Genomic DNA, 19365 nt, shown 5'->3' with positions numbered 1-19365 from the left:
GCACTCATTATGATCGTGCGTGACTATTTGCCTGATCCCGCATTCAGGGAGTTCGTGCGATGTTACAGGATCGTTCATTTTGAGTTTGACAAAACGGCCGAGTTCCCCTTTAAGGCTTATCCCCCGCTGCCGGAAGAATGCCTTCATTTTTTTACCCGGGAGGGAGAACAGGTGGAATTATTGAATGCCAAAAAAAAAGACTATCAACTACCGATCGTTCTGGTGGGTCAGTTGACCTCTGTTTTGAACAGGTTTTTGGGAAGGGATTTTCTCAATTTCCAGGTCGTTTTTCAACCCACCGGCTTATACCGGTTAACGGGTATCCCCTCTTTCGAGCTGACCAATCAATACCTCGACGCAGAAGACATTTTTTCAAAAAATATCCGCTTTATCCTTGAACAGCTTCGGCATGCAGGAAATTATACTGAAATGCTGCAAGTCGCGGATAAATTTGTAGATACCCTTATAAAGGGCGTACGCAAGAGTGTGCACCAGTTAGATTCGGTAAGCAAACTGATGATGCAAAGGGACGGCAATGTTTCCCTCGATTGGCTCGCCAGGGAGTCTTGTCTCTGTCCAAAACAATTCAGGAGAAAATTTAATGAGAGGGCAGGGGTTAATCCCAAGACCTATACGAAGATCATCCGATTTTCAAAAGCCTTCAACACGAAAAATGCCAACCCGGATTGGGACTGGCTGCGCATTGCGCTGGAATGCGATTACTTTGATTACCAGCATCTGGTAAAAGATTACAAAGATCTCACCGGGGTTACTCCCAATGAGCTGCATTTACTGGAGGGTAACTCCCCTGAAAGAAGGCTGGGCCTTACAGACGAGGTCTACCAGAGCCGGTTGCGTCTACCAGAGCCGGTTGCGTCTCCCGGATGGGGCCTGATATAGGAATGTCCTTTTTTTACCACCGGGCTATGCCCACTATGTTTCAACTTTAGGGTTAAATAAACAGCTCATGGAAATCCTTGAAAAGGCACCAGCATCAAAAGGTGTAACCGCCGATACACAAAGTATTGCAAAACATTGGATCGGCGGCGAGTGGATAGATTCCCAAAAACATGGGATAAGCCTAAACCCGGCCACCGGGGGATCTCTTGGGACCTATGCTGACGGCGGAGACGCAGAAGCCGGGAGAGCGGTGGATGCCGCATTGACCGCCTTCCGGCAAACAGGATGGAAATCCGATCACGCACTACGGTCTAAGGTTCTCTTGGCCATGGCTGATCGGATCGAAACGAGAGCCAACGATCTGATACAGATATTATGTGCCGAAAATGGAAAGATAGCGTCGGAAGCTGCGATGGAAGTTGATGCGGCGCCAATGCTTCTGCGGTATTGGGCAGCCAAAACCTTTACGGCAGGGCGTTCGGGGGAAGTAAGACCTGGTAGTTTTTCCTTTACGATCCGTGAAGCCGTGGGCGTGGCGGGCATTATTGCACCATTCAACGCGCCGGTGGCCTTAACGATCAGGGCGCTTGCCCCGGCCCTGGCGGCAGGTGCCACCACAGTCGTGAAATTGCCTGGCCTTACGGCTCAAACCAATCATCTTATTTGCGAAATACTGTCCGGAACACCGGATTTGCCCATAGGCGTGATAAATATCCTTACGGAAAGCGGGAGTGAAGCCGCTCAATTCCTGGTCAATTCCCCCGATGTCCCGGTCATCAGCTTTACAGGAAGCAGTAAAACAGGCCGGGCGATTATGGCAGCCGGTGCATCGCGATTGAAACGACTTAGTTTAGAACTGGGCGGTAAGACCCCAATGCTCGTTTTTAATGATGCGGATATAGAGGCTGCCATTTTTGCGATAGGCAAGGCAGTTACGATCTTTAGCGGGCAGTTTTGTATGACCGGCAGCCGGATACTCGTACAACGAGCAGTTGCCGAAAGGGTAAAGCAACTACTTGCAGAGCGACTCGAAAAGGTCCGCGTAGGCCCCGCATCTGATCCTTCCAGTGAGCTGGGCCCGATGATCGACAAAGCGAACGTACTTCGGGTAAATGGTGTGGTGGAAGAGGCCATTGCCTCCGGGGCAAAAGTCATTGTCAGGGGTGGTCCCGCTACCGAAGGCATACTTGGCAAGGGGGCCTTTTACCGGCCTACTCTTCTGGAGGTGACCAACCCCGATCTCCCTGTCGTCCAGCAGGAAGTATTTGGTCCTGTCGCAACATTACAGGTGTTCGACACGGAAGCCGAAGCGATTGCCCTGGCAAACTACAGCGATTATGGACTCGCGGCCGGCATCTGGACACGCGATGTGGACAGGCCCTGGCGGGTTGCCAAAGCATTACAAGCCGGCACCATCTGGATAAATACCTATGCCCAGGTATTTCCCGAGTTTGAAGAAGGGGGATACAAACAAAGTGGCATTGGACGTTTGAATGGAGAGGCGGCAATGGAAGCTTTTCTTGAGTACAAACACATTACCTTTAATCCGGGAATAAAGTGATTAAATAATTTTGCCTTTTTATAAAGTATATCATCCTCCGGCCATCCTGGGCACCCTTATCCGGGAACTTCAGATCTATCGTGCGAATTGGAATGTCGAAGGAGATCTGCCTCCACGGTTTATCTCCTGCCTGGCTAATACCGAACAAAATCTCTATTTCTATATTAATGACCCGACTACACTAATTACTCCTACCCGGATGGAACTGCCCGTTCCCCCGGTGATCGTCACCGGGCCAAAATATAAGACAGCCGGGTTGCTATTTGGTAAAGATCACCTGATGCTAAAAGTCGCTTTTCATCCGACCGGCATATATCGTCTGCTTGGCAATAATATGCGGCTAATCGTCAATACCGGGCTGGACGCAACGAAGTTCTGGGGGAATGAAGTAGTCGAAATTCTGCATCGGTTGCGCCAGGCAGCTGATTACGATTCGATGGCCAGGATCGCTGAGGCCTTCCTGGAGAAACAAGTTATCCATTCGTGCCGGCCGGAAGAGGCTCTTGATAAGGTGGCTATCAGCATGCTCGATCCGCAAAATACCCGCCCCCTGGAAGAATGGGCCGCTATGGCCTGCCTCAGTCGCCGACAGTTCGAACGCAATTTCACCACCCGGGTAGGCATATCTCCTAAATTGTTCGTCCGCATTGTCAGATTCGAATGGGCGATGAAAATAAAGAACCGATACCCCGATAGGAGTTGGGTTGATATTGCCGCGGAATGTGATTATACAGATTCCTCACATATACTCCGGGAGTTTAAAGAATTTGCCGAATTTCCTCCCAGCCGCTTCTATTTACAGCCCACCAGTGGCTACAGCGAATTCCCCACCGGTTAGAAATGTCGCTTTTATACCAGAGCCTGACGAATTGACCCTATAATTTCGTTTTCCAATAATTTTCATTTTATGGAGAACAAAAAACACCCCGGCGTTTACGTGCCGCCGCCGCTGATCTATGCCGCATTTTTCTTTCTTTCCCATTTACTGCAAAAGCAATGGCCACTACCCAACAGTTGGCAGGAAACCATTGCGGCCCGGGCAGCAGCCTGGATCATGTTTGTGCTTTGTTTTTTAATCCTTTTCGCCGCCCTCCGCCGGTTTGCCGCATCCAAAAACACGCTCGTAACGGTTAGGCCGGCAAGTTCTCTCCAAACAACCGGCATTTATGCCATCACCCGCAACCCCATGTACCTGGGACTGCTGCTTTTGTATGATGGGGTAGCCATTTTCAAAGGCAATGCCTGGACTATGCTGTTGCTCCCTTTGTTGATGATCACTATTCAACAGGTTGTGATCCGAAAAGAGGAACAATATCTGCAGGAGGCATTTGGAGAAGATTATGAGACTTTTAGGAAGAAGGTGAGGAGATGGATCTAAAATACAGATGTCAATGACCAGAAATCGGATGCGAGAAATTGTCGATCTTCCAGACCTCGCCGGCGAGGCTAACCACGTAGGCGCTGTTTCCGATGAACTCCATCGAGGTGGGCTGGTTAAGGCTGTCTACGATGACGCTGAAAGTGCCATTCGGTTTGAGTTTCAGGAGTGCGCCGGTGTTCGGCAACGCCGGTGCCCCTTCAAAGGGACCATCCCAGATGCCCTGTGCGAGGGCATAGAGGCTACTCCCGAAGCCAAATTCCACGTCGACGAATAACCCAACACCCAACCCCGCGGCGGATGCCACTTCCGTGGCAGTGGGCGACTTTGGCGAGATGGACATGAGCTTGGCATTCTCAGGCAGGTGGGGAATGGGACCGGCTTGGGTGACGTAGATCGTGTTGCCTCTCACCGCCAGCCCCGTCGGCACGACATCCGCGAAGGCGATCACCTCAGTGATCTCGCCGTCGAGCGTGACATATAGTACGCGGTTATGGTGCCCGTCAGTGACAAGGAAACCGTCCCGGTAGGGTTCGAGCGCATACTGGAAGCCGGTAGGCACGAAGAAGGCCGGCACCGGGGGGTGGTCAACGGACCACGCGCCGATATTCGCAACGATCGTAAAGCTATTCGGCCCGTCCACACGGTATATGCCTACGGTGTCGTGACCATCGAGATCCGGCGCAACACCGGTAACCAGTGCATAGGCAGTCCCGCCGCGGAAGGCGACATCGACCACTCCACTACCAATGTAGAACAGATCCGGGATGCGCTTCGGCAATCCGGTGGTGAAGGGAGTGAAGGCGCCGGTCTTCGGGTTTACACGCCAGATGGTGCCGGCGAGTGGTGCGGTGACGTACAACGCCTTGTCAGGACCGACGGCACTGCCCTGGAGTTCCTCCAGGCCCGTAACGAGTAATTGTGCGGTCTTTGGGACACCATGCGGATGGTCACCTTTTTTGCAACTCGGGACTAACATGGCAAAGCAGAATGCCAATAGCACGGAAATTCGGCTATTGATGATAAACTTCTTCATTGTTTTTAGTTTTAGTTGGCTAAAAAATGATTCGTGAGATTCGGTACCTGGTGGACCACGGAGAGCTCAGAGGAATTCAAATGAAGACCGTTTTCCCTTGTTATCGGATTAGTCCAATATTATTAAAATTCTCGGGGGGACTATAGTAAGGATTGTTGTGGGAAGGGATAAAATTGAAGAGAGGACTTTCGTTCTATAAAATTAGCTTGAAAATGTGGAATACCAAATTTTATTAACCCCGCCCTTTGAAGTGGAGAAAACGAAAAAAGCCCGAAACACAGTGTGTTACGGGCTTCCGTCTTAAGATAGCTTTAGACTCAAGTCGACCTGGCAGGACAATTCTCGAACCAATTTGTCAATGACTTGGGGCGATTAGCGAACCTAGCGATCTGAAAACGAATGTTTTCGGTCGCTTTTTTTATTTCTCGTTGCAAAGCCCGAAAAGCTAAAAAAATGTTAGAAGCTGCCCGAAAAGGCTATATCAGCCAGTCAGTAATCCCGTCTTTTTTAAGGCGAGCGATTTCACATTGAAAGTAGTAAATTTAGCCCTGAACCTTAAAATAGCAATGAAGCCACTTGTCATCTTAGCCACTCTTCTGCTTGTTGCGGGAGTAACACAGGCCAAAAAACTACCCGGTTATGTCGTTTTCCCTAATAATGATACACTTCGCGGAGATATAAAGATCAGTGGCGCGAGTTTTTTGGGCCAGGGATATAACCCTTATGATGCGGTAGCTATAACTGATAGTACTGGGCGGGACAGCACATATCAACCCGGCGAAGTAATCGCCTTTGGTTTCACCGATAAGAGTGGAGAACACATCTTTCGAGCGAAAATGCACCGGGACAGCACGATAAAGTTTCAGCAGGTAATTGTCCTCGGTCCAAAGGCCAGCTTGTATTATTATGAGCCTAACAGCGCAGGTGGCTATGGCTCCCCACCTACCTATTTCACATTCGAAAGGGCCGATGGCGCTGTCCTTTTTTTAAAAAACTACGACAAACTGGAAACCTTCCAGAATAAGATCAAGGTATTTTACGGAGAGGCCGGTGGCCTTGGGCAATTCATCGACGAAAGGTTCACCTCCAGATGGAAGATGCGGGACGATATCAAAGCCGTTGTAATGGAAGCCAACAGGCTTTGATATTTGCGAATTAGAGGCTCTGGCGTGGTTGCCTTTTTGGGCGGGGCTCACGACTCACCAACAAGATAATATTTGATAGATTGAAAATGATATGAAAAACTCACAAAAAAGCCCGCAACACAGCATGTTACGGGCTTCCGTCTTAAGATAGCTTTAGACTCATTGTCGGGAAGACAGGATTCGAACCTGCGACCCCTACGTCCCGAACGTAGTGCGCTACCGGGCTGCGCTACTTCCCGAGGCGTTTGACGTGCGCATTGTCCGTCAAACGGGAGGCAAATTTAAGACGCTCCGGGCATCCGGCAAAATCGATTATTGTCTTTTGGAAATGCGCTGGAAGGCCTTACCGAGATGGTCGGCGAGGTCGGAAGGCAGCATACTCTCCTGAGAATGAGTGTCGGCGGCGAGATCGCCGGCAAGGCCGTGGAGGTAGACGCCAAGGAGGGCTGCCTCGCCCGGAGAGTAGGACTGGCCCAGCAGCGCCGTCAGGATGCCGGTGAGCACATCGCCACTGCCGCCCTTGGCCATACCGGCGTTGCCCGTGGAATTGAAGTAGCTCTTGCCGCCGGGCATCGCGATGAACGTATAGTGACCCTTCAGTACAATGATGACGCCGAGTCGTCTGGCCTGCTCACGCGCCCGGTCAAAACGGGCATAGTCGTCGGCAGCGGCGCCGAAAAGCCGTTCAAACTCCTTGGGATGGGGCGTCAGGATAGAGTAGGGGGGCAGCATCGAATGCAGATCGGGATGGGCGGCGAGGATATTCAACGCATCGGCGTCCACCACCATGGGCTTTTTAGATTGCCGCAGCAGATCGCGGAAAAAGGCCACCGTCCGCTCCTCCTGACCCAGCCCCGGACCGATGCCGATGACCGAATATTTGTCCAGGTCCGGGGGAACCGCCGTATGTATCCGTTCATCGGGATCCATCACCAGCATGGCCTCGGGCACCGCCGTTTGCAGGATGACATATCCGCAGCCCGGAATAGAACAGGTCAGCAGCCCGCTGCCGGCCCGCAGACAGGCCTTTGCGGCCAGGACTGCGGCGCCCATCTTCCCATAACTTCCCGCCACCAGTAAGGCATGACCGAAATTACCTTTATGCGCAAAGCTCTTCCGCGGTTTGTAGATGGCTTCGATGATACCCGTATCCAGCAGCTCGGCCTCGCCGGCGGCTTGAGCCAGAAACCCCGGATGCAGGCCGATATCCAGGATATGGACCTCGCCGACCCAGGCTTCGTTCTCCGGCATCAGGAAGGCCGGTTTATACACCTGAAAGCTCAGCGTATGGGTGGCGCGGATGACGGTATTGTCTTTCGAGCTTCTGCCTACAAAAAGCCCGCTGGGGATATCGATAGAGATGATCTCGTTGCCCGACGCATTGAGATGTTCCGCCAGCTGCGCAGTCACACCTTCCAGCTTCCGGTTGAGACCCGAACCCAGCAAGGCATCGATAAGGACATCGCCCGGCGGAATTGGATGGAAATGCTCCGGCCCCTGGACAAACCGCACCTCCACCGGCGTGGAGTGAAGCCGGGCCAGGTTGATCTGAAAATCTTCGGTTCCGATATTGCCGAATTCCAGGATGTGAACGGCGACCGGACAATCCCAGTCGGAAAGCATCCGGGCGAGCGCCAGCCCGTCGCCGCCGTTATTGCCTTTACCACAGTAGATGGAGAACGATCGACCGGCATAGCCGGCTTTTTCCAGCCAGGCCAGACAGCTCGCCGCAGCCCGCTCCATCAGGTCGATAGAGGCGATGGGCTCATGCTGCAGGGTATATTCGTCCCAGGCCCGGATCTGTTCGGCTGAAAGGATTTCCATGCGGAAATTTAGGCAATTTCGCCGAGAACCGCAGCGATGTGCAAGCGCTAAGCTGTCGGAACTCCTCCGTTTCTAACCTGGCGGAAACTCCTCCGCTCTAAGCTGTCGAAAGCTCCTCCGCTCTAAGCTGGCGAAAGCCCACCCGCTCTAAACCGACTGCACCGGCTTCTTCTTTACCGTCCGCTTGCGATGAACCGCAGGCGCCGGCTTTCCGGCTACAGTCTTTCGCGTGGTGGCGGCCGTCTTTTTACCAGCCGTAACCGTATGCACGCGGTGATGTACCACCGTATGTACGACGGGCTTCCGCTCTACCGGCGTAGGCTCGCCGCTCGTAGAACCGGCGGTACTGTCGGCGGAGTCGTTCTCCCCTTCGTCAAAGCGCTCCGAACCCTGTCGGTAGTCACCGAAGAGATCGCAAAGCCGCTTGGCCGAATAGACATTCTTGTAGTCGTTATTGCTGAGAGCGATGATCGTCGCATCCTCGTCGAGCATCCGGACAAAAACGGTCCGGTTGCCATGCCACCAGCCATTGTGATAGATGAGTTTCTTGCCATTGGGGATCAGCAGCATCCGCCAGCCCAGCCCATAGTTGTGCTGACCGGGCTTTTCAAAGCTGTACCCCGAATAGGCGCTGTCAAGCACCCCCTTCGAGAAAAGCTGACCCGAACGCAGGGCCTGATCCCATTTGTACATATCCCGCACCGTACTGTAGACATTCTTGTCGCCATATACCTGGTCCAGGAACTGCATAGGAAAGGGGCGCCCGCTCTGGTAATAGGAGAGCATGCTCCTGCCGGAATCCGTGGCCGTACAGACATACGTGTCCTGCATGCCCAGCGGCTGGAAGAAGGTCCTCGAAAGATAATCGGGATAAGGGAGGCCGGACACCTTCTCGATGACCAGGGCCAGCAGCGCATAGTTGGTATTGGAATATTCGAAGTGCCGGTTGGCCTGACCGCTGAAGATCTCGCGGGCATTGGGATGATCGATGATATATTGCAACACGTCCTGGTTGCGGAGGAACGTATGCCTGTCCATACCCGGACGGTCCATGTAATGCACGTAGTTGTGGAGACCGCTGCGATGATCGAGCAGGCTTTGGATAGTCACCGCGGGATAAGGAAAACCGGTGAGGTATTTGGAAACAGGATCGTGGATATCCAGTTTCCCATCCTGCCAGAGCTTCAATACACTCATCGCCGTAAAGGTCTTGGAAATGGAAGCCAGATGAAACGCGGTGTGCGAAGTGATCGAGTCCTGGTGATGCCGCGGGTCGCGGAAGCCCTTATATTTTTCGTACAACACAACTCCATTCTTTGCCACGAGGATGCTTCCGTTGAAGCGGCCGGCCAGCATCGGATCGAAAAAATGCTCGGTCATCACAGTGTATCGCTCGGCCTCAGGACCCGTCAGCGCGGGAACGGCCACCGGTGCGGGCGCCAGAGTATCTGCCTGAGGGCCACTCTTTGCTGTCTGAGCCTGACCACAGGATACGATCGTCAACGATACGGACAATACTATATAGCCCAATCTTTTTCCATTCATCTCTGCTAAGATTGTCTTGAATTTTTTGGATTAGAAAAATGGCAAAATTAAAAGAATCCGACGTTACTTTGCACTTCCATTTCGCAACTAACGAAAAAAGACGGTCAAAATTATGGCGGAGAAAAAAACTACAAGCTATCCGAAGGAAAAGATTAACATTCTCTTTTTAGAAAATATCAGCGACGCCGCCGTCAAACATTTCAAAGAGTCAGGTTATGCCTCCGTCAAAAAGCTGACCGGCGCCCTGCCGGAAGACCAACTTATCGAAGCAGTAAAAGATGTCCACCTGCTCGGGATCCGCTCCAAAAGCCAGATCACCCCCAAGGTACTGGCGGCCGCAAAAAAATTACAGGCAATAGGCTGTTTCTGCATAGGAGTCAATCAGGTAGACCTCAAATCTGCCACCAGTAATGGGGTAGTGGTCTTCAACGCACCCTATTCCAATACGCGGTCCGTTGCCGAACTGGTGATCGGCCTTTCCATCCTGCTCATCCGCCGGATTCCCGACAAAAGCAAGGCCGCCCATGAAGGGGTCTGGCTGAAAGAGGCGAAGGGCAGCTACGAATTGAGAGGTAAAACACTGGGGATCATTGGCTACGGAAATATCGGCACCCAGGCGAGCATCCTGGCCGAGTCCATGGGGATGAAGGTCATCTTCTACGATACCGTGACCAAACTGCCCCTTGGCAATGCCGAAGCCAAAAAGAGCATCAAAGACGTGGTGAGCCAGGCGGATATTGTCACCCTGCATGTCCCCGAAACCCTGCAGACGAAGAATATGATCACCAAAGCGGTTTTAAAGCAGTTTAAGAAGGGGGCGATCCTGCTCAACTACGCCCGCGGCGAAGTGGTCGATCTCGAAGCGCTGGCCGCCGTGCTGAAAGAAGGGCATTTATCAGGCGCGGCGATCGACGTCTATCCCTGGGAACCGGAGAAAAACGGTGATAAGTTCACCACCCCTCTACAAGGATTGCCCAACGTGATCCTGACCCCGCACATCGGCGGCTCCACCGAAGAGGCGCAGGAGAATATCGGCGAGGACGTCAGCAACAAGCTCTTCCAATACCTCGAGACCGGGACCACCATCGGCAGCCATACCGTGCCTCCACTAAGCCTGCCGCACCAGGAAGGAACGCATCGCATCCTCCATATCCACAAGAATGTGCCGGGGGTACTCTCCGAGATCAACAGCACGCTCTCCAGCCATAATATCAATATTCTCGGCCAGTACCTGAAGACCAACGAAGATATCGGGTATGTGGTGCTGGACATCGACAAACGGCTGTCCAACCAGGCCCTGCAGTTGTTGAAAGAAGTCAAACAGACGATCAAAACGCGATTATTGTACTAAAAACCTTCTCTCATGGCGGCCGTTTTTCTTACCGCGGAATGGAAAAAGCTGGCCATGGCGAATTATCCCATCGACGCCGGGGCCCTTCGGCCCTTCCTGCCCGCCCGGACCACACTGGATACCTGGGACGGCCAAGCCTATGTCAGCCTCGTCGGATTTCAGTTTCGTGAGGTCCGCGTCCGCGGCCTGCGGATCCCCCTTCATACGCAATTCCCCGAGGTCAACCTCCGGTTCTACGTGCGATACCAGGAAGAAGGAGAATGGAAGCGGGGAGTCGTGTTCATCCGGGAGATCGTTCCCCTGCCCGCCGTCGCCTTTTTTGCCAATACGATCTTTCATGAACGGTATATCGCCATCCCCATGCGCTTCGTGGATACCAATGACGGCACGGTGCTGCGAGCGGCTTACCACTGGCGATTCAAATCCCGGTGGAACGGATTAAGCCTGAAGGCAGACCCCGTCGCCCGCCCCCTCGTCGCCGGCAGCCATGAAGAATTCATTACCGAACATTTCTGGGGTTATTCCGCACACGGCGAAAACACGGTGGAATACCAGGTGCAGCATCCCCGCTGGGACATCTATCCCGTCCGGGAATACGAGCTGGACTGTGATTTCGGGAAGCTGTACGGCCCCGCGTTTGCCCATCTCCGGCAGCAGAAGCCGCAATCCGTTTTCCTGGCGGAAGGCTCGCCCGTAGAGGTCTACTCAAAAAGAATGCTCTAGCGCAACGGCTTGTTGTCCGCACCGATCCACTTCACGATCCGGTCCGTTTGTTTTTTGCTGTGTTCTTTTTTTAGCAAGGGCAGTATATCCATAGTTGCCTAAATTTAGGGCATAATTCCTTCCAACATGAGCTATAAACCCAGTCCTACCCGATACGATTCCATGGAATACCGGCGCTGCGGCCGAAGCGGCCTGATGCTGCCGGCCGTGTCCCTTGGACTCTGGCACAATTTCGGGCATGTGGACCTCCTCGAAAACGCCCGGTCAATCCTCCATCTTGCCTTTGATTCCGGCATCACGCATTTCGATCTGGCAAACAATTACGGACCGCCCCCCGGCTCCGCGGAAGAGAATTTTGGCCGCATCCTGAAGCAGGATTTTCATGGCTATCGCGACCAGCTGATCATCTCCTCCAAGGCGGGGTACTATATGTGGCCCGGTCCCTATGGAGAATGGGGCTCCCGGAAATATCTGGTCTCCAGCCTCGATCAAAGCCTGCAAAGGATGGGCCTCGAATATGTCGATATCTTCTATCACCACCGGCCCGATCCGAATACGCCCCTCGAAGAGACGATGACGGCGCTGGATCATCTTGTCCGCCAGGGGAAGGCGCTGTACGCAGGCATCTCGAACTATCCCGCGGATGAGGCGGCGAAGGCGATCGCCATCCTCCGGCAGCTGGGCACGCCCTGTCTGATCCACCAGCCCAAGTATTCGATGTTCGAGCGCTGGGTGGAAGGCGGCCTGCTCGATCTGCTCGACAAAGAAGGCGTTGGCTGTATCCCGTTTTCGCCGCTGGCGCAAGGGCTGCTGACGAATAAATACCTCAAAGGGATCCCCGGGGATTCCCGGGCCGCGAAGCCGACGGGCTTTTTGAAGGAAACAGAAGTTACCGAAGACAAACTCGGCAAGATCCGACGGCTCAACGATCTGGCGACCAAACGGGATCAGACGCTGGCCCAGATGGCCCTGGCCTGGATCCTCCGCGACAAACGCATCACCTCGGTGCTGATCGGGGTGAGCCGGCCGCAACAGGTGACCGATTCGCTCCAATGCTTCCGCAATACCTGGTTCTCGGAGGATGAACTAAAACAAATAGAGAATATCCTGAGCGGACAATAAGGGTATTTCTGGATTTTGGAAGGAGGTTTCCCAACCTGGGAAAACTGCGGCTTGACACCTGTTTGTATGGGGTTGGATCACAGACGAGTATGTTCTGGCATCGGGATTGGATTTATATAAGCAAATTCGTTGCTTAATGAAACAGATAACCCTTTACCTCATCGGTCTGCTGATCTCCACCGCAGCCATCGCCGACCCGGGGCCCACCCCGGCTCCTTCCGGCACCAAGTCCACCGCCAGTAAGGCCCTCGTCAATTCCGGTACCGTTCGTTTCCAGTTCAACGCAATGCCTACCGGCGATGACCATCAGGATTCCGTACTCGTTATTTTCGACCGTTATGACCACACCGGCGCCGGGATCATCTTCCAGGTGTTCGCTACCGACGCAGAACATGGTATCACGATCTCCACGATCCCTGCCGGGAAGTATTTTGTGACGGTTCAGTGCAAGGGCTTGCACCGCGACCACATGGAAATGCTCGTGAACGTTAAATCGCAGAAAAACGAGAAGGTTCGCATCAAACTCGAAGACTCCGAAGTTTTCTCCAAGGACAATGTAAAGATCCCCGCTTACCGTCCTTCTTTCAACGACCTGACCATCCTTAAGGACAGCAACTAGTCCTCCCAATATCCCCGCTCTTTCGTTCGATCCACTATCCCCACTTTCTTTCGATCCGCTTTCTTTCGATCCACTATCCCCACACTTTCAGTACGAAGACGTACAGTATCCCGAAGAGAACCAGACATAGTTTCAGATAATCCGCCGCCGACAGGGGCCAGATTACCCATAGACTATTGAGCAATAGCAGCAGGCCGTAGCCCATACCGCCAAAGATCAGTGCGTCGGCAAGCCTGACAGGATGCGGCGTAAGCCCCGCCAGCAGAAGCGTTTCCGGCAACAACAGCAGAAGACAGAACAGGGCATACTGCGCAAGTCGGCGGAATACCGGTACCGGTAAGCCCCGGTAAAAATAAAGCCGCATCGTCTCCAATTGCCGGCAACGGTAGAACAGGATCCCATGGCCAAACAACGCCAGGCTATAGACCAGGAAGGGCATGCGGAGATCATAATCACCCGGGGTCTGCAGCCGGAGGAGGAGATAGAGGATCGCACAACTGAATAGTTTTACCGCGGCCAAAACGCCTTTGTTCTCCGCCAGGAGAAACCGCAAAAGGATCGACCAGTAGGGTACCGACCGGTAACGAAGCCGGAGCCGGCCCGCCTTTGCCGAAATCCCCGGATACCTCAGCCGGTAGCACACCTCGAGGGCCTCCAGCCCGATCAACCCCGCCACATACGCCAGGACACCCAACGCCTGGGCCTGCGCCTTCTGGGCGATCGCCACCCCGGCTACCACCCCCGCATACCCGAGCACCGGTGCAAAAAGCACGGTCTCCACCCGAAGCCATTCCCGTAGCACCCCGGCGGGCGGCCGCGCGTTCACCTTATACAAAAAGAGGGCATCCGGACCTTCCAGCACCCCCAGGACAAACCGGCGGACCCTGAGCCCATAAAGCAGCCAGGCGACGGCCACCGCGAACATCAACGCCGGCGCTTCGAGCATGCCGCGGATCAGCGCATAATGGAAATAAAGCTGGGTGGAAGGCTGGACGATCCCAAAAAACAACAGGAATACAAAAAGAAAGAAACCTGCGTGCTGCCGGTAAAAGGCCTTGACCACCATTTTAGTCCAAACAATACCCATATTAATCGCAAAATCAATTTAATACAACATTCATCTCCACTTTAATAGAATGGTCCTCGAAGGTCAGCGGACGCACCGCCGGAAAGGCTTCGGCCGGTACCGGCTGATGGCTGCTGAGCAGGAAACCGGTGCCATATTCCCGGTGATATTCCCGGATCAGGGCGGTCAGGCCGGTGAGCCCGGGTTCATCGAGGGTGATCAGCGGTTCGTCCAGTGTGACCAGCGCCGGGCGGCCCAGAAAGGCGAGGAGGAGGGCGAACTTCTTGGTCATTCCGCTCGACCACGTGGCTACCCGGGTATTCAGCCAGCCGCGGACCCCGAAATGCTGGGTGAGACCGGCGATCTGCCGGGGCTCGGGTCGCAGGATGCCGCCATAGAAGTTAAGGAGATCGTCCCCGGTCAGGAAACCGGGATATAGGGGCTCCGCATCGGCCCAGCCGACGATCCGGCGGTAGTCCACGGGATTGTTTCGCTGGCTGCAGCCTTGCAGGAGAATATCGCCCCGGAAGGGCAGGATCCCGGCAATCATCCGCAGCAGGGTAGTCTTGCCGGTCCCATTGGCGCCCTGCAGCCAATAGATGCCGCTGTCCAGGGTTTGATCGGGAATGGAGACGATCAGCCGGTCATCGAATCGCTTTTCCACCTGTCTGAATTCAAGCATATCCGATGGGTCGGCAGCGGCCGAATTTTATTACATTGCCGGGTATGAAAAGGCTTTTTGCGGTGATGACGATGTCGTTTATGGCGTTCGCCCCCGTGTCCAGGCATACGGCATGTGCCCCCGTGCCCGGGGAAACGGCATGTGCCTTCGTGTCCGGGGATACGGCATGTGCCTCCGTGCCCGGACCGCCAACGCTGACGATTATGAAGCGCGTTACCGATTGGCAGCTCGATCGCTGGCAGCAGCAGGGGATGCGCTGGCCCGCCTACGACTGGGTCAATGCCGTCTGCTATACCGGTATCTCGGCGCTGGCACGGGTTTCCGGCGATTCGGCGTATTATCGCGCCTTATATGCCATCGGGGAGAAGCTCGACTGGAATACCGGCGCCCACCGAACGCTGGCCGATGACTATTGTATCGGCCAAACCTATACCGAACTCTTCACAACCTACCGCCAACCCCGCATCCTCGCACACTTTCGCGCGCAATGCGATACCATCTATTCGCTTCCGCATAACGAATCGCTGGAATGGACAAACGATATCCATCTGCGGGAATGGGCCTGGTGCGATGCGCTGTTCATGGGGCCGCCCGGGCTCGCGGCGCTGTCCACGGTCACGGGTGACCGCAAATACCGCGTCATGGCCGTTCGGCTGTGGTGGAAGACCACCGATTACCTTTTCGACAAGGAGGAGAACCTGTTCTTCCGCGATAGCCGGTATTTCCATCAGCAGGAACCCAACGGGCGGAAAATGTTCTGGTCGCGCGGCAACGGCTGGGTGCTGGCAGGGCTGGCCCGGCTTTTAGCCAACCTGCCTGCCCGGGAGAAAGATATACTTGCCCGGGAGAACGGTACGTCAACCCAGTCGGACCAACGGGCCAAACTCATCCAACTCTACCGCAAAATGGCCGCCCGGATCAGCGCCTTACAACAACCCGACGGCACCTGGCGAACCTCACTGCTCGATCCCCAGCGCTATCCAAACAAGGAAACCAGCGGCACCGGCCTGTACTGTTATGCGCTGGCCTGGGGCGTCAACCACGGGCTGCTGGACCGCAAATCCTATGTTCCCGTCATCCGGCGCGCCTGGGCCGCGCTAACCAACGCCGTACAGCCCGACGGCCGATTAGGATTCGTCCAGCCGATCGGCGATCAGCCCGGCACGTCGGACGCCAACAGCACCGACGCCTACGGCGTCGGCGCATTCCTGCTGGCGGGCTCGGAAATGTTGCCCCTTTTGTCCTATAATTAACATTATGTTAAATAGAATACGGGGCAGGATTTGTTCATGAACACAAACTTAAAAATCTCGCAGCGAGCAACGGTAAATTCTTAAATATTAATTATTTTTTGTATATTAGATAAACTCGTACCGAATTTATCCCACCCGAACCTCCCCTCCCCTTCATCAGAGACCATTCTGATTCATTAACCAAAACAACTGTCATGAAAAAAAAATTCATGCGAGCTATTCCAGTGCTGGTTGTGCTATTATTGCCATTCCTCTCATCGGCACAGATCACCGCAACAGGCACCGTAAGGGATGCCGCAAACGCTCCTCTATCGGGAGCAACGATCAATCTGAAGAACAGTACACTCGCGACTACCACGGATGAAGGCGGGAAATTTTCTCTGACCATCCCCGGCAAAGCCGGGATGATCGAGATCTCATTTATTGGATATAGCCCTCAGACCTTTGAAGTCGACGATGCCCATCACAATTTTTCCGTTACACTGGTCGCAGCAGCCGGCAAGTTGGAAGAAGTAGTGATCAGCGGCTTTGCAACCTCGATCAAGCGATCCAATCTTGCCAATGCGATAGCCTCGGTATCCGGCCGGGAGCTCATAGGTACGATCACACAGCCGACGGTCGATGGGGCCCTGTATGGAAAGTTCACTGGCGCGAATATATCCGCCAATTCCGGCGCACCGGGAGGAGGTATATCCCTTAAACTACGGGGTATTACATCTATTGTCGCCAACTCACAACCCTTATTCATCGTAGATGGCGTTTATTTTGATAATTCGTCCATCAATGCCGGACTAAACCTCGTTTCAAAGGCTGCCGGACAGGGAAATAATAACTTCCAGGATAATCCGTCGAACAGGGTCGCCGATCTGGATCCCGAAGACATCGACCGCGTCGAAATATTAAAAGGAGCTTCGGCCGCTGCTATATATGGTTCAAGGGCGGCAGGCGGTGTCGTTATTATTACCACCAAGCGAGGGATCAGAGGGAAACCGAGAATTGAGATCGGCGAAAGCATCGGAGTGCAGGCTCAGTTGCGCAAACTGGGCCAACGCAGCTGGGATACCGCAAAAGTGAACAGCGCGTTTGGGGCCGCCGGCCTGGGAATATACAATGCCAACAATGGGAAAACCTATAACTACGAGGACGAATTATATGGCCGCAAAGGGTTATTGAACAACACAAGGTTGAGCGTCAGCGGAGGCAATGATGTTACGACATATTATGCAGGAGTTACCTATCGGAATGACGACGGCATTGTAGAAAACACCGGCTACCGAAAAACGTCATTCCGGGTCAACCTGGATCAGAAGATCACCAAAACACTGGATTTTTCCATAACAGCCAATTACGTTGAATCCAAAGCCGATAGAGGATACTTCAACAATGACAACACCAGTACCACATTGGGTGTGTCGTATGTCGCCACGCCCAGTTGGGTAAACCTTTATCCGGACGCCAACGGCAATTACCCCAATAACCCCCTCGCCCCTTCCAATTTCATCCAAACCAGGGACCTCATGACCAACAGGGAGAATGTCAACCGGACCTTATTGGGGACCATTATAAACTGGAAACTATTTTCTTCTGACAGACATAGTTTAAGATTGACAGGCAGAGGAGGCATCGATTACTACACGCTCAGCACCACCGCGATCTTCCCCAAGGAATTGCAATTCGAAAAAGACGGCGCCGGTACCAATGGCGCTTCCATTTTTGGAACGACTCTGACGAGAAACTCCAATATCAACGCATCCGCCGTCTATGATTTCAGGCCGACGCCAAACCTAAGCTTTCGCACTCAGGCCGGTATGACGGCTGAAAACACCGATCAAAATACGGTGGTCAGCACGGCCACTCAATTGATCGGCACCCAGACGAACGTGAACCAATCCGGATCTATCCAGGTGAATCAGGTGAGAACGATTCAAAAGGACAGAGGATTCTTTGCCCAGGAAGAAGTCAATTTCAATGACCTTGTCATCGCAACGCTCGGAGTCAGAGGGGACAAGTCCAGCCGCAATGGAGACGCCAATAAACTCTATTATTATCCAAAGGCGTCCGTAGCGGTCAATCTTCAAAATTTGGCTTCCTGGTCATTGGAGCAGGTTAATCAGCTGAAAGTAAGAGCAGCTTATGGCGAGGCGGGCAATTTTGCTCCGTTTGGGGCGATCTATACCCCGCTGGTGCCGGCTATCATCAATGGCAATACCGGATCCCTCATCGACCTCACCCGGGGTAATGAAACCCTGGGGCCGGAAAGACAAAAGGAATTCGAGTTCGGCCTGGATATGAGTGTCCTGAAAAACAGGCTGACCTTTGAAGGCACCTATTATATTAAAAAGGTGGAAGACCTCCTATTGAATGTGCAGGTGCCCACTTCATCAGGCTTCAGCCTCGCATGGAAGAATGTTGCTGCCATCGACAACAAAGGGATTGAACTGGGAGTTAGCGCAATTCCCGTGACGACGAGAGACCTGCGATGGAATTTGGAGCTCCGCTTCTGGAAGAACACGGCGAAGGTGACGCGTTTGGACGTGCCCTCTTTCAATTTGGGCGTGTTCGGAGCGTCTTTGGGAACGTATCGGATACAAAAGGGACAAAGCCCAACGCAACTGGTTGGCATAGCAGACTCCCAGGACGTAAAGGATCCGGAGTCGGGACTGCATACTTTCGGAAATGCTGAACCCGACTTTCAGTCTTCCCTGCGCAGCGTTCTAACCTGGAAGAATTTTGGCTTTACGTTTCTTATGCATTGGAAAAAAGGCGGCGACAATATCAATCTGACAACCTTGCTGAGTGATATATTCGGCACCTCACCCGACTTTGACAAGACAGATCTGGATCCTGGGAAGAAACTGACCAACGGCAACTATCGGCTGTCGCAATTGGGCGCATCCGCCCGTCCATGGATACAGGACGCTTCCTATTTCCGCGTCCGGGAAATCGGGTTGACGTATCGATTGCCCCCCGATCTGATCAAAGGTGTCTCCCGCATCGTGGTGGGCGTCTCCGGACGAAACCTAATCAATGTCTTTAAATACAGGAGTTATGACCCGGAAGTATCCAACTTTGGCACCAATGCCATCTCCAGCAATGTGGACGTTACACCTTTCCCCTCGGCAAAGAGCATCTATTTTAATGTATCTGTTGCTTTCTAAAC

General features: G+C 53.5%; 16 protein-coding genes and 1 tRNA gene. 11 read left to right on the top strand and 6 right to left on the bottom strand.

Annotated elements, in window-relative coordinates; genetic code table 11:
• Positions 1-9: 9 nt before the first annotated feature.
• From VGM48_RS03870 to VGM48_RS03855, 4 genes are all read left to right on the top strand, one after another.
• A complete protein-coding gene (locus tag VGM48_RS03870) occupies positions 10-900 on the top strand; it encodes an AraC family transcriptional regulator (RefSeq protein WP_331576402.1) in 891 nt (296 codons plus the stop codon).
• Between the two features lie 67 nt (positions 901-967).
• Positions 968-2461 carry an aldehyde dehydrogenase family protein gene (locus tag VGM48_RS03865; RefSeq protein ID WP_331576401.1) on the top strand — a complete coding sequence of 498 codons (1494 nt, stop codon included), beginning with the start codon at positions 968-970 and terminating at the stop codon, positions 2459-2461.
• Between the two features lie 10 nt (positions 2462-2471).
• The gene (locus VGM48_RS03860; protein WP_331576400.1) at positions 2472-3299 is read left to right on the top strand and encodes a helix-turn-helix domain-containing protein; all 828 of its coding nucleotides are present in this window, start codon (positions 2472-2474) and stop codon (positions 3297-3299) included.
• 69 nt (positions 3300-3368) lie between these two features.
• Complete coding sequence (locus VGM48_RS03855) at positions 3369-3839, top strand: isoprenylcysteine carboxylmethyltransferase family protein (protein ID WP_331576399.1); 471 nt, start codon at positions 3369-3371, stop codon at positions 3837-3839.
• 10 nt (positions 3840-3849) lie between these two features.
• Here the strand turns inward: VGM48_RS03855 and VGM48_RS03850 are convergent, their stop codons facing one another.
• The gene (locus tag VGM48_RS03850) at positions 3850-4818 is read right to left on the bottom strand and encodes a ScyD/ScyE family protein (RefSeq protein WP_331576398.1); all 969 of its coding nucleotides are present in this window, start codon (positions 4816-4818) and stop codon (positions 3850-3852) included.
• Positions 4819-5441: 623 nt separating this feature from the next.
• On the opposite strand from VGM48_RS03850, the gene VGM48_RS03845 reads away from it, so the two are divergent.
• Entirely contained in the window at positions 5442-6020 is a 579-nt protein-coding gene (locus VGM48_RS03845; protein WP_331576397.1) for a hypothetical protein, read from the top strand.
• A 165-nt stretch (positions 6021-6185) separates the two neighbouring features.
• Here VGM48_RS03845 and VGM48_RS03840 read toward each other — a convergent pair.
• The 3 genes from VGM48_RS03840 to VGM48_RS03830 all read right to left on the bottom strand — a co-directional run bounded on the left by VGM48_RS03840 (position 6186) and on the right by VGM48_RS03830 (position 9389).
• Positions 6186-6259: transfer RNA gene (locus VGM48_RS03840), tRNA-Pro, on the bottom strand.
• A 73-nt stretch (positions 6260-6332) separates the two neighbouring features.
• The gene (locus VGM48_RS03835; protein WP_331576396.1) at positions 6333-7844 is read right to left on the bottom strand and encodes an NAD(P)H-hydrate dehydratase; all 1512 of its coding nucleotides are present in this window, start codon (positions 7842-7844) and stop codon (positions 6333-6335) included.
• Between the two features lie 147 nt (positions 7845-7991).
• The gene (locus VGM48_RS03830) at positions 7992-9389 is read right to left on the bottom strand and encodes a serine hydrolase domain-containing protein (protein ID WP_331576395.1); all 1398 of its coding nucleotides are present in this window, start codon (positions 9387-9389) and stop codon (positions 7992-7994) included.
• A 112-nt stretch (positions 9390-9501) separates the two neighbouring features.
• Between VGM48_RS03830 and serA the strand changes: the two genes are divergently transcribed.
• From serA to VGM48_RS03810, 4 genes are all read left to right on the top strand, one after another.
• Positions 9502-10740: a phosphoglycerate dehydrogenase gene (serA, locus tag VGM48_RS03825; protein WP_331576394.1), complete on the top strand. Its 1239-nt coding sequence runs from the start codon at positions 9502-9504 to the stop codon at positions 10738-10740.
• A 12-nt stretch (positions 10741-10752) separates the two neighbouring features.
• Entirely contained in the window at positions 10753-11463 is a 711-nt protein-coding gene (locus VGM48_RS03820) for a DUF2071 domain-containing protein (protein WP_331576393.1), read from the top strand.
• Positions 11464-11589: 126 nt separating this feature from the next.
• On the top strand, positions 11590-12585 hold the full coding sequence (gene mgrA, locus VGM48_RS03815; RefSeq protein ID WP_331576392.1) for an L-glyceraldehyde 3-phosphate reductase: 996 nt from the start codon (positions 11590-11592) through the stop codon (positions 12583-12585).
• A gap of 136 nt (positions 12586-12721) precedes the next feature.
• Complete coding sequence (locus VGM48_RS03810; RefSeq protein WP_331576391.1) at positions 12722-13204, top strand: hypothetical protein; 483 nt, start codon at positions 12722-12724, stop codon at positions 13202-13204.
• Positions 13205-13277: 73 nt separating this feature from the next.
• Here VGM48_RS03810 and VGM48_RS03805 read toward each other — a convergent pair whose 3' ends face one another.
• Together VGM48_RS03805 and VGM48_RS03800 are read right to left on the bottom strand one after the other, a co-directional pair.
• Positions 13278-14291 carry a hypothetical protein gene (locus VGM48_RS03805; protein WP_331576390.1) on the bottom strand — a complete coding sequence of 338 codons (1014 nt, stop codon included), beginning with the start codon at positions 14289-14291 and terminating at the stop codon, positions 13278-13280.
• Positions 14292-14304: 13 nt separating this feature from the next.
• The gene (locus VGM48_RS03800) at positions 14305-14952 is read right to left on the bottom strand and encodes an ABC transporter ATP-binding protein (RefSeq protein ID WP_331576389.1); all 648 of its coding nucleotides are present in this window, start codon (positions 14950-14952) and stop codon (positions 14305-14307) included.
• Between the two features lie 203 nt (positions 14953-15155).
• On the opposite strand from VGM48_RS03800, the gene VGM48_RS03795 reads away from it, so the two are divergent.
• Positions 15156-16205, top strand: coding sequence for a glycoside hydrolase family 88 protein (locus VGM48_RS03795; protein WP_331576388.1), 1050 nt, complete (start codon positions 15156-15158; stop codon positions 16203-16205).
• 209 nt (positions 16206-16414) lie between these two features.
• Positions 16415-19363 carry a SusC/RagA family TonB-linked outer membrane protein gene (locus VGM48_RS03790; protein WP_331576387.1) on the top strand — a complete coding sequence of 983 codons (2949 nt, stop codon included), beginning with the start codon at positions 16415-16417 and terminating at the stop codon, positions 19361-19363.
• Positions 19364-19365 lie beyond the last annotated feature (2 nt).

The organism is Puia sp. (assembly GCF_036500295.1).
Taxonomy (GTDB): Bacteria; Bacteroidota; Bacteroidia; order Chitinophagales; family Chitinophagaceae; genus Puia.
The sequence above is the reverse complement of the archived record's forward strand: the minus strand, read 5'-3'. Positions and strand labels throughout refer to the sequence as shown.

Excerpts from the sequence above, each read along its gene's own strand:
- VGM48_RS03870 (WP_331576402.1), top strand. The coding sequence starts at position 10 with ATGATCGTGCGTGACTATTTGCCTGATCCCGCATTCAGGGAGTTCGTG.
- VGM48_RS03865 (WP_331576401.1), top strand. The coding sequence starts at position 968 with ATGGAAATCCTTGAAAAGGCACCAGCATCAAAAGGTGTAACCGCCGAT.
- VGM48_RS03855 (WP_331576399.1), top strand. The coding sequence starts at position 3,369 with ATGGAGAACAAAAAACACCCCGGCGTTTACGTGCCGCCGCCGCTGATC.
- VGM48_RS03850 (WP_331576398.1), bottom strand. The coding sequence starts at position 4,818 with ATGTTAGTCCCGAGTTGCAAAAAAGGTGACCATCCGCATGGTGTCCCA.
- VGM48_RS03845 (WP_331576397.1), top strand. The coding sequence starts at position 5,442 with ATGAAGCCACTTGTCATCTTAGCCACTCTTCTGCTTGTTGCGGGAGTA.
- VGM48_RS03835 (WP_331576396.1), bottom strand. The coding sequence starts at position 7,844 with ATGGAAATCCTTTCAGCCGAACAGATCCGGGCCTGGGACGAATATACC.
- VGM48_RS03830 (WP_331576395.1), bottom strand. The coding sequence starts at position 9,389 with ATGAATGGAAAAAGATTGGGCTATATAGTATTGTCCGTATCGTTGACG.
- serA (WP_331576394.1), top strand. The coding sequence starts at position 9,502 with ATGGCGGAGAAAAAAACTACAAGCTATCCGAAGGAAAAGATTAACATT.
- VGM48_RS03820 (WP_331576393.1), top strand. The coding sequence starts at position 10,753 with ATGGCGGCCGTTTTTCTTACCGCGGAATGGAAAAAGCTGGCCATGGCG.
- mgrA (WP_331576392.1), top strand. The coding sequence starts at position 11,590 with ATGAGCTATAAACCCAGTCCTACCCGATACGATTCCATGGAATACCGG.
- VGM48_RS03810 (WP_331576391.1), top strand. The coding sequence starts at position 12,722 with ATGAAACAGATAACCCTTTACCTCATCGGTCTGCTGATCTCCACCGCA.
- VGM48_RS03805 (WP_331576390.1), bottom strand. The coding sequence starts at position 14,291 with ATGGGTATTGTTTGGACTAAAATGGTGGTCAAGGCCTTTTACCGGCAG.
- VGM48_RS03800 (WP_331576389.1), bottom strand. The coding sequence starts at position 14,952 with ATGCTTGAATTCAGACAGGTGGAAAAGCGATTCGATGACCGGCTGATC.
- VGM48_RS03795 (WP_331576388.1), top strand. The coding sequence starts at position 15,156 with ATGAAGCGCGTTACCGATTGGCAGCTCGATCGCTGGCAGCAGCAGGGG.
- VGM48_RS03790 (WP_331576387.1), top strand. The coding sequence starts at position 16,415 with ATGCGAGCTATTCCAGTGCTGGTTGTGCTATTATTGCCATTCCTCTCA.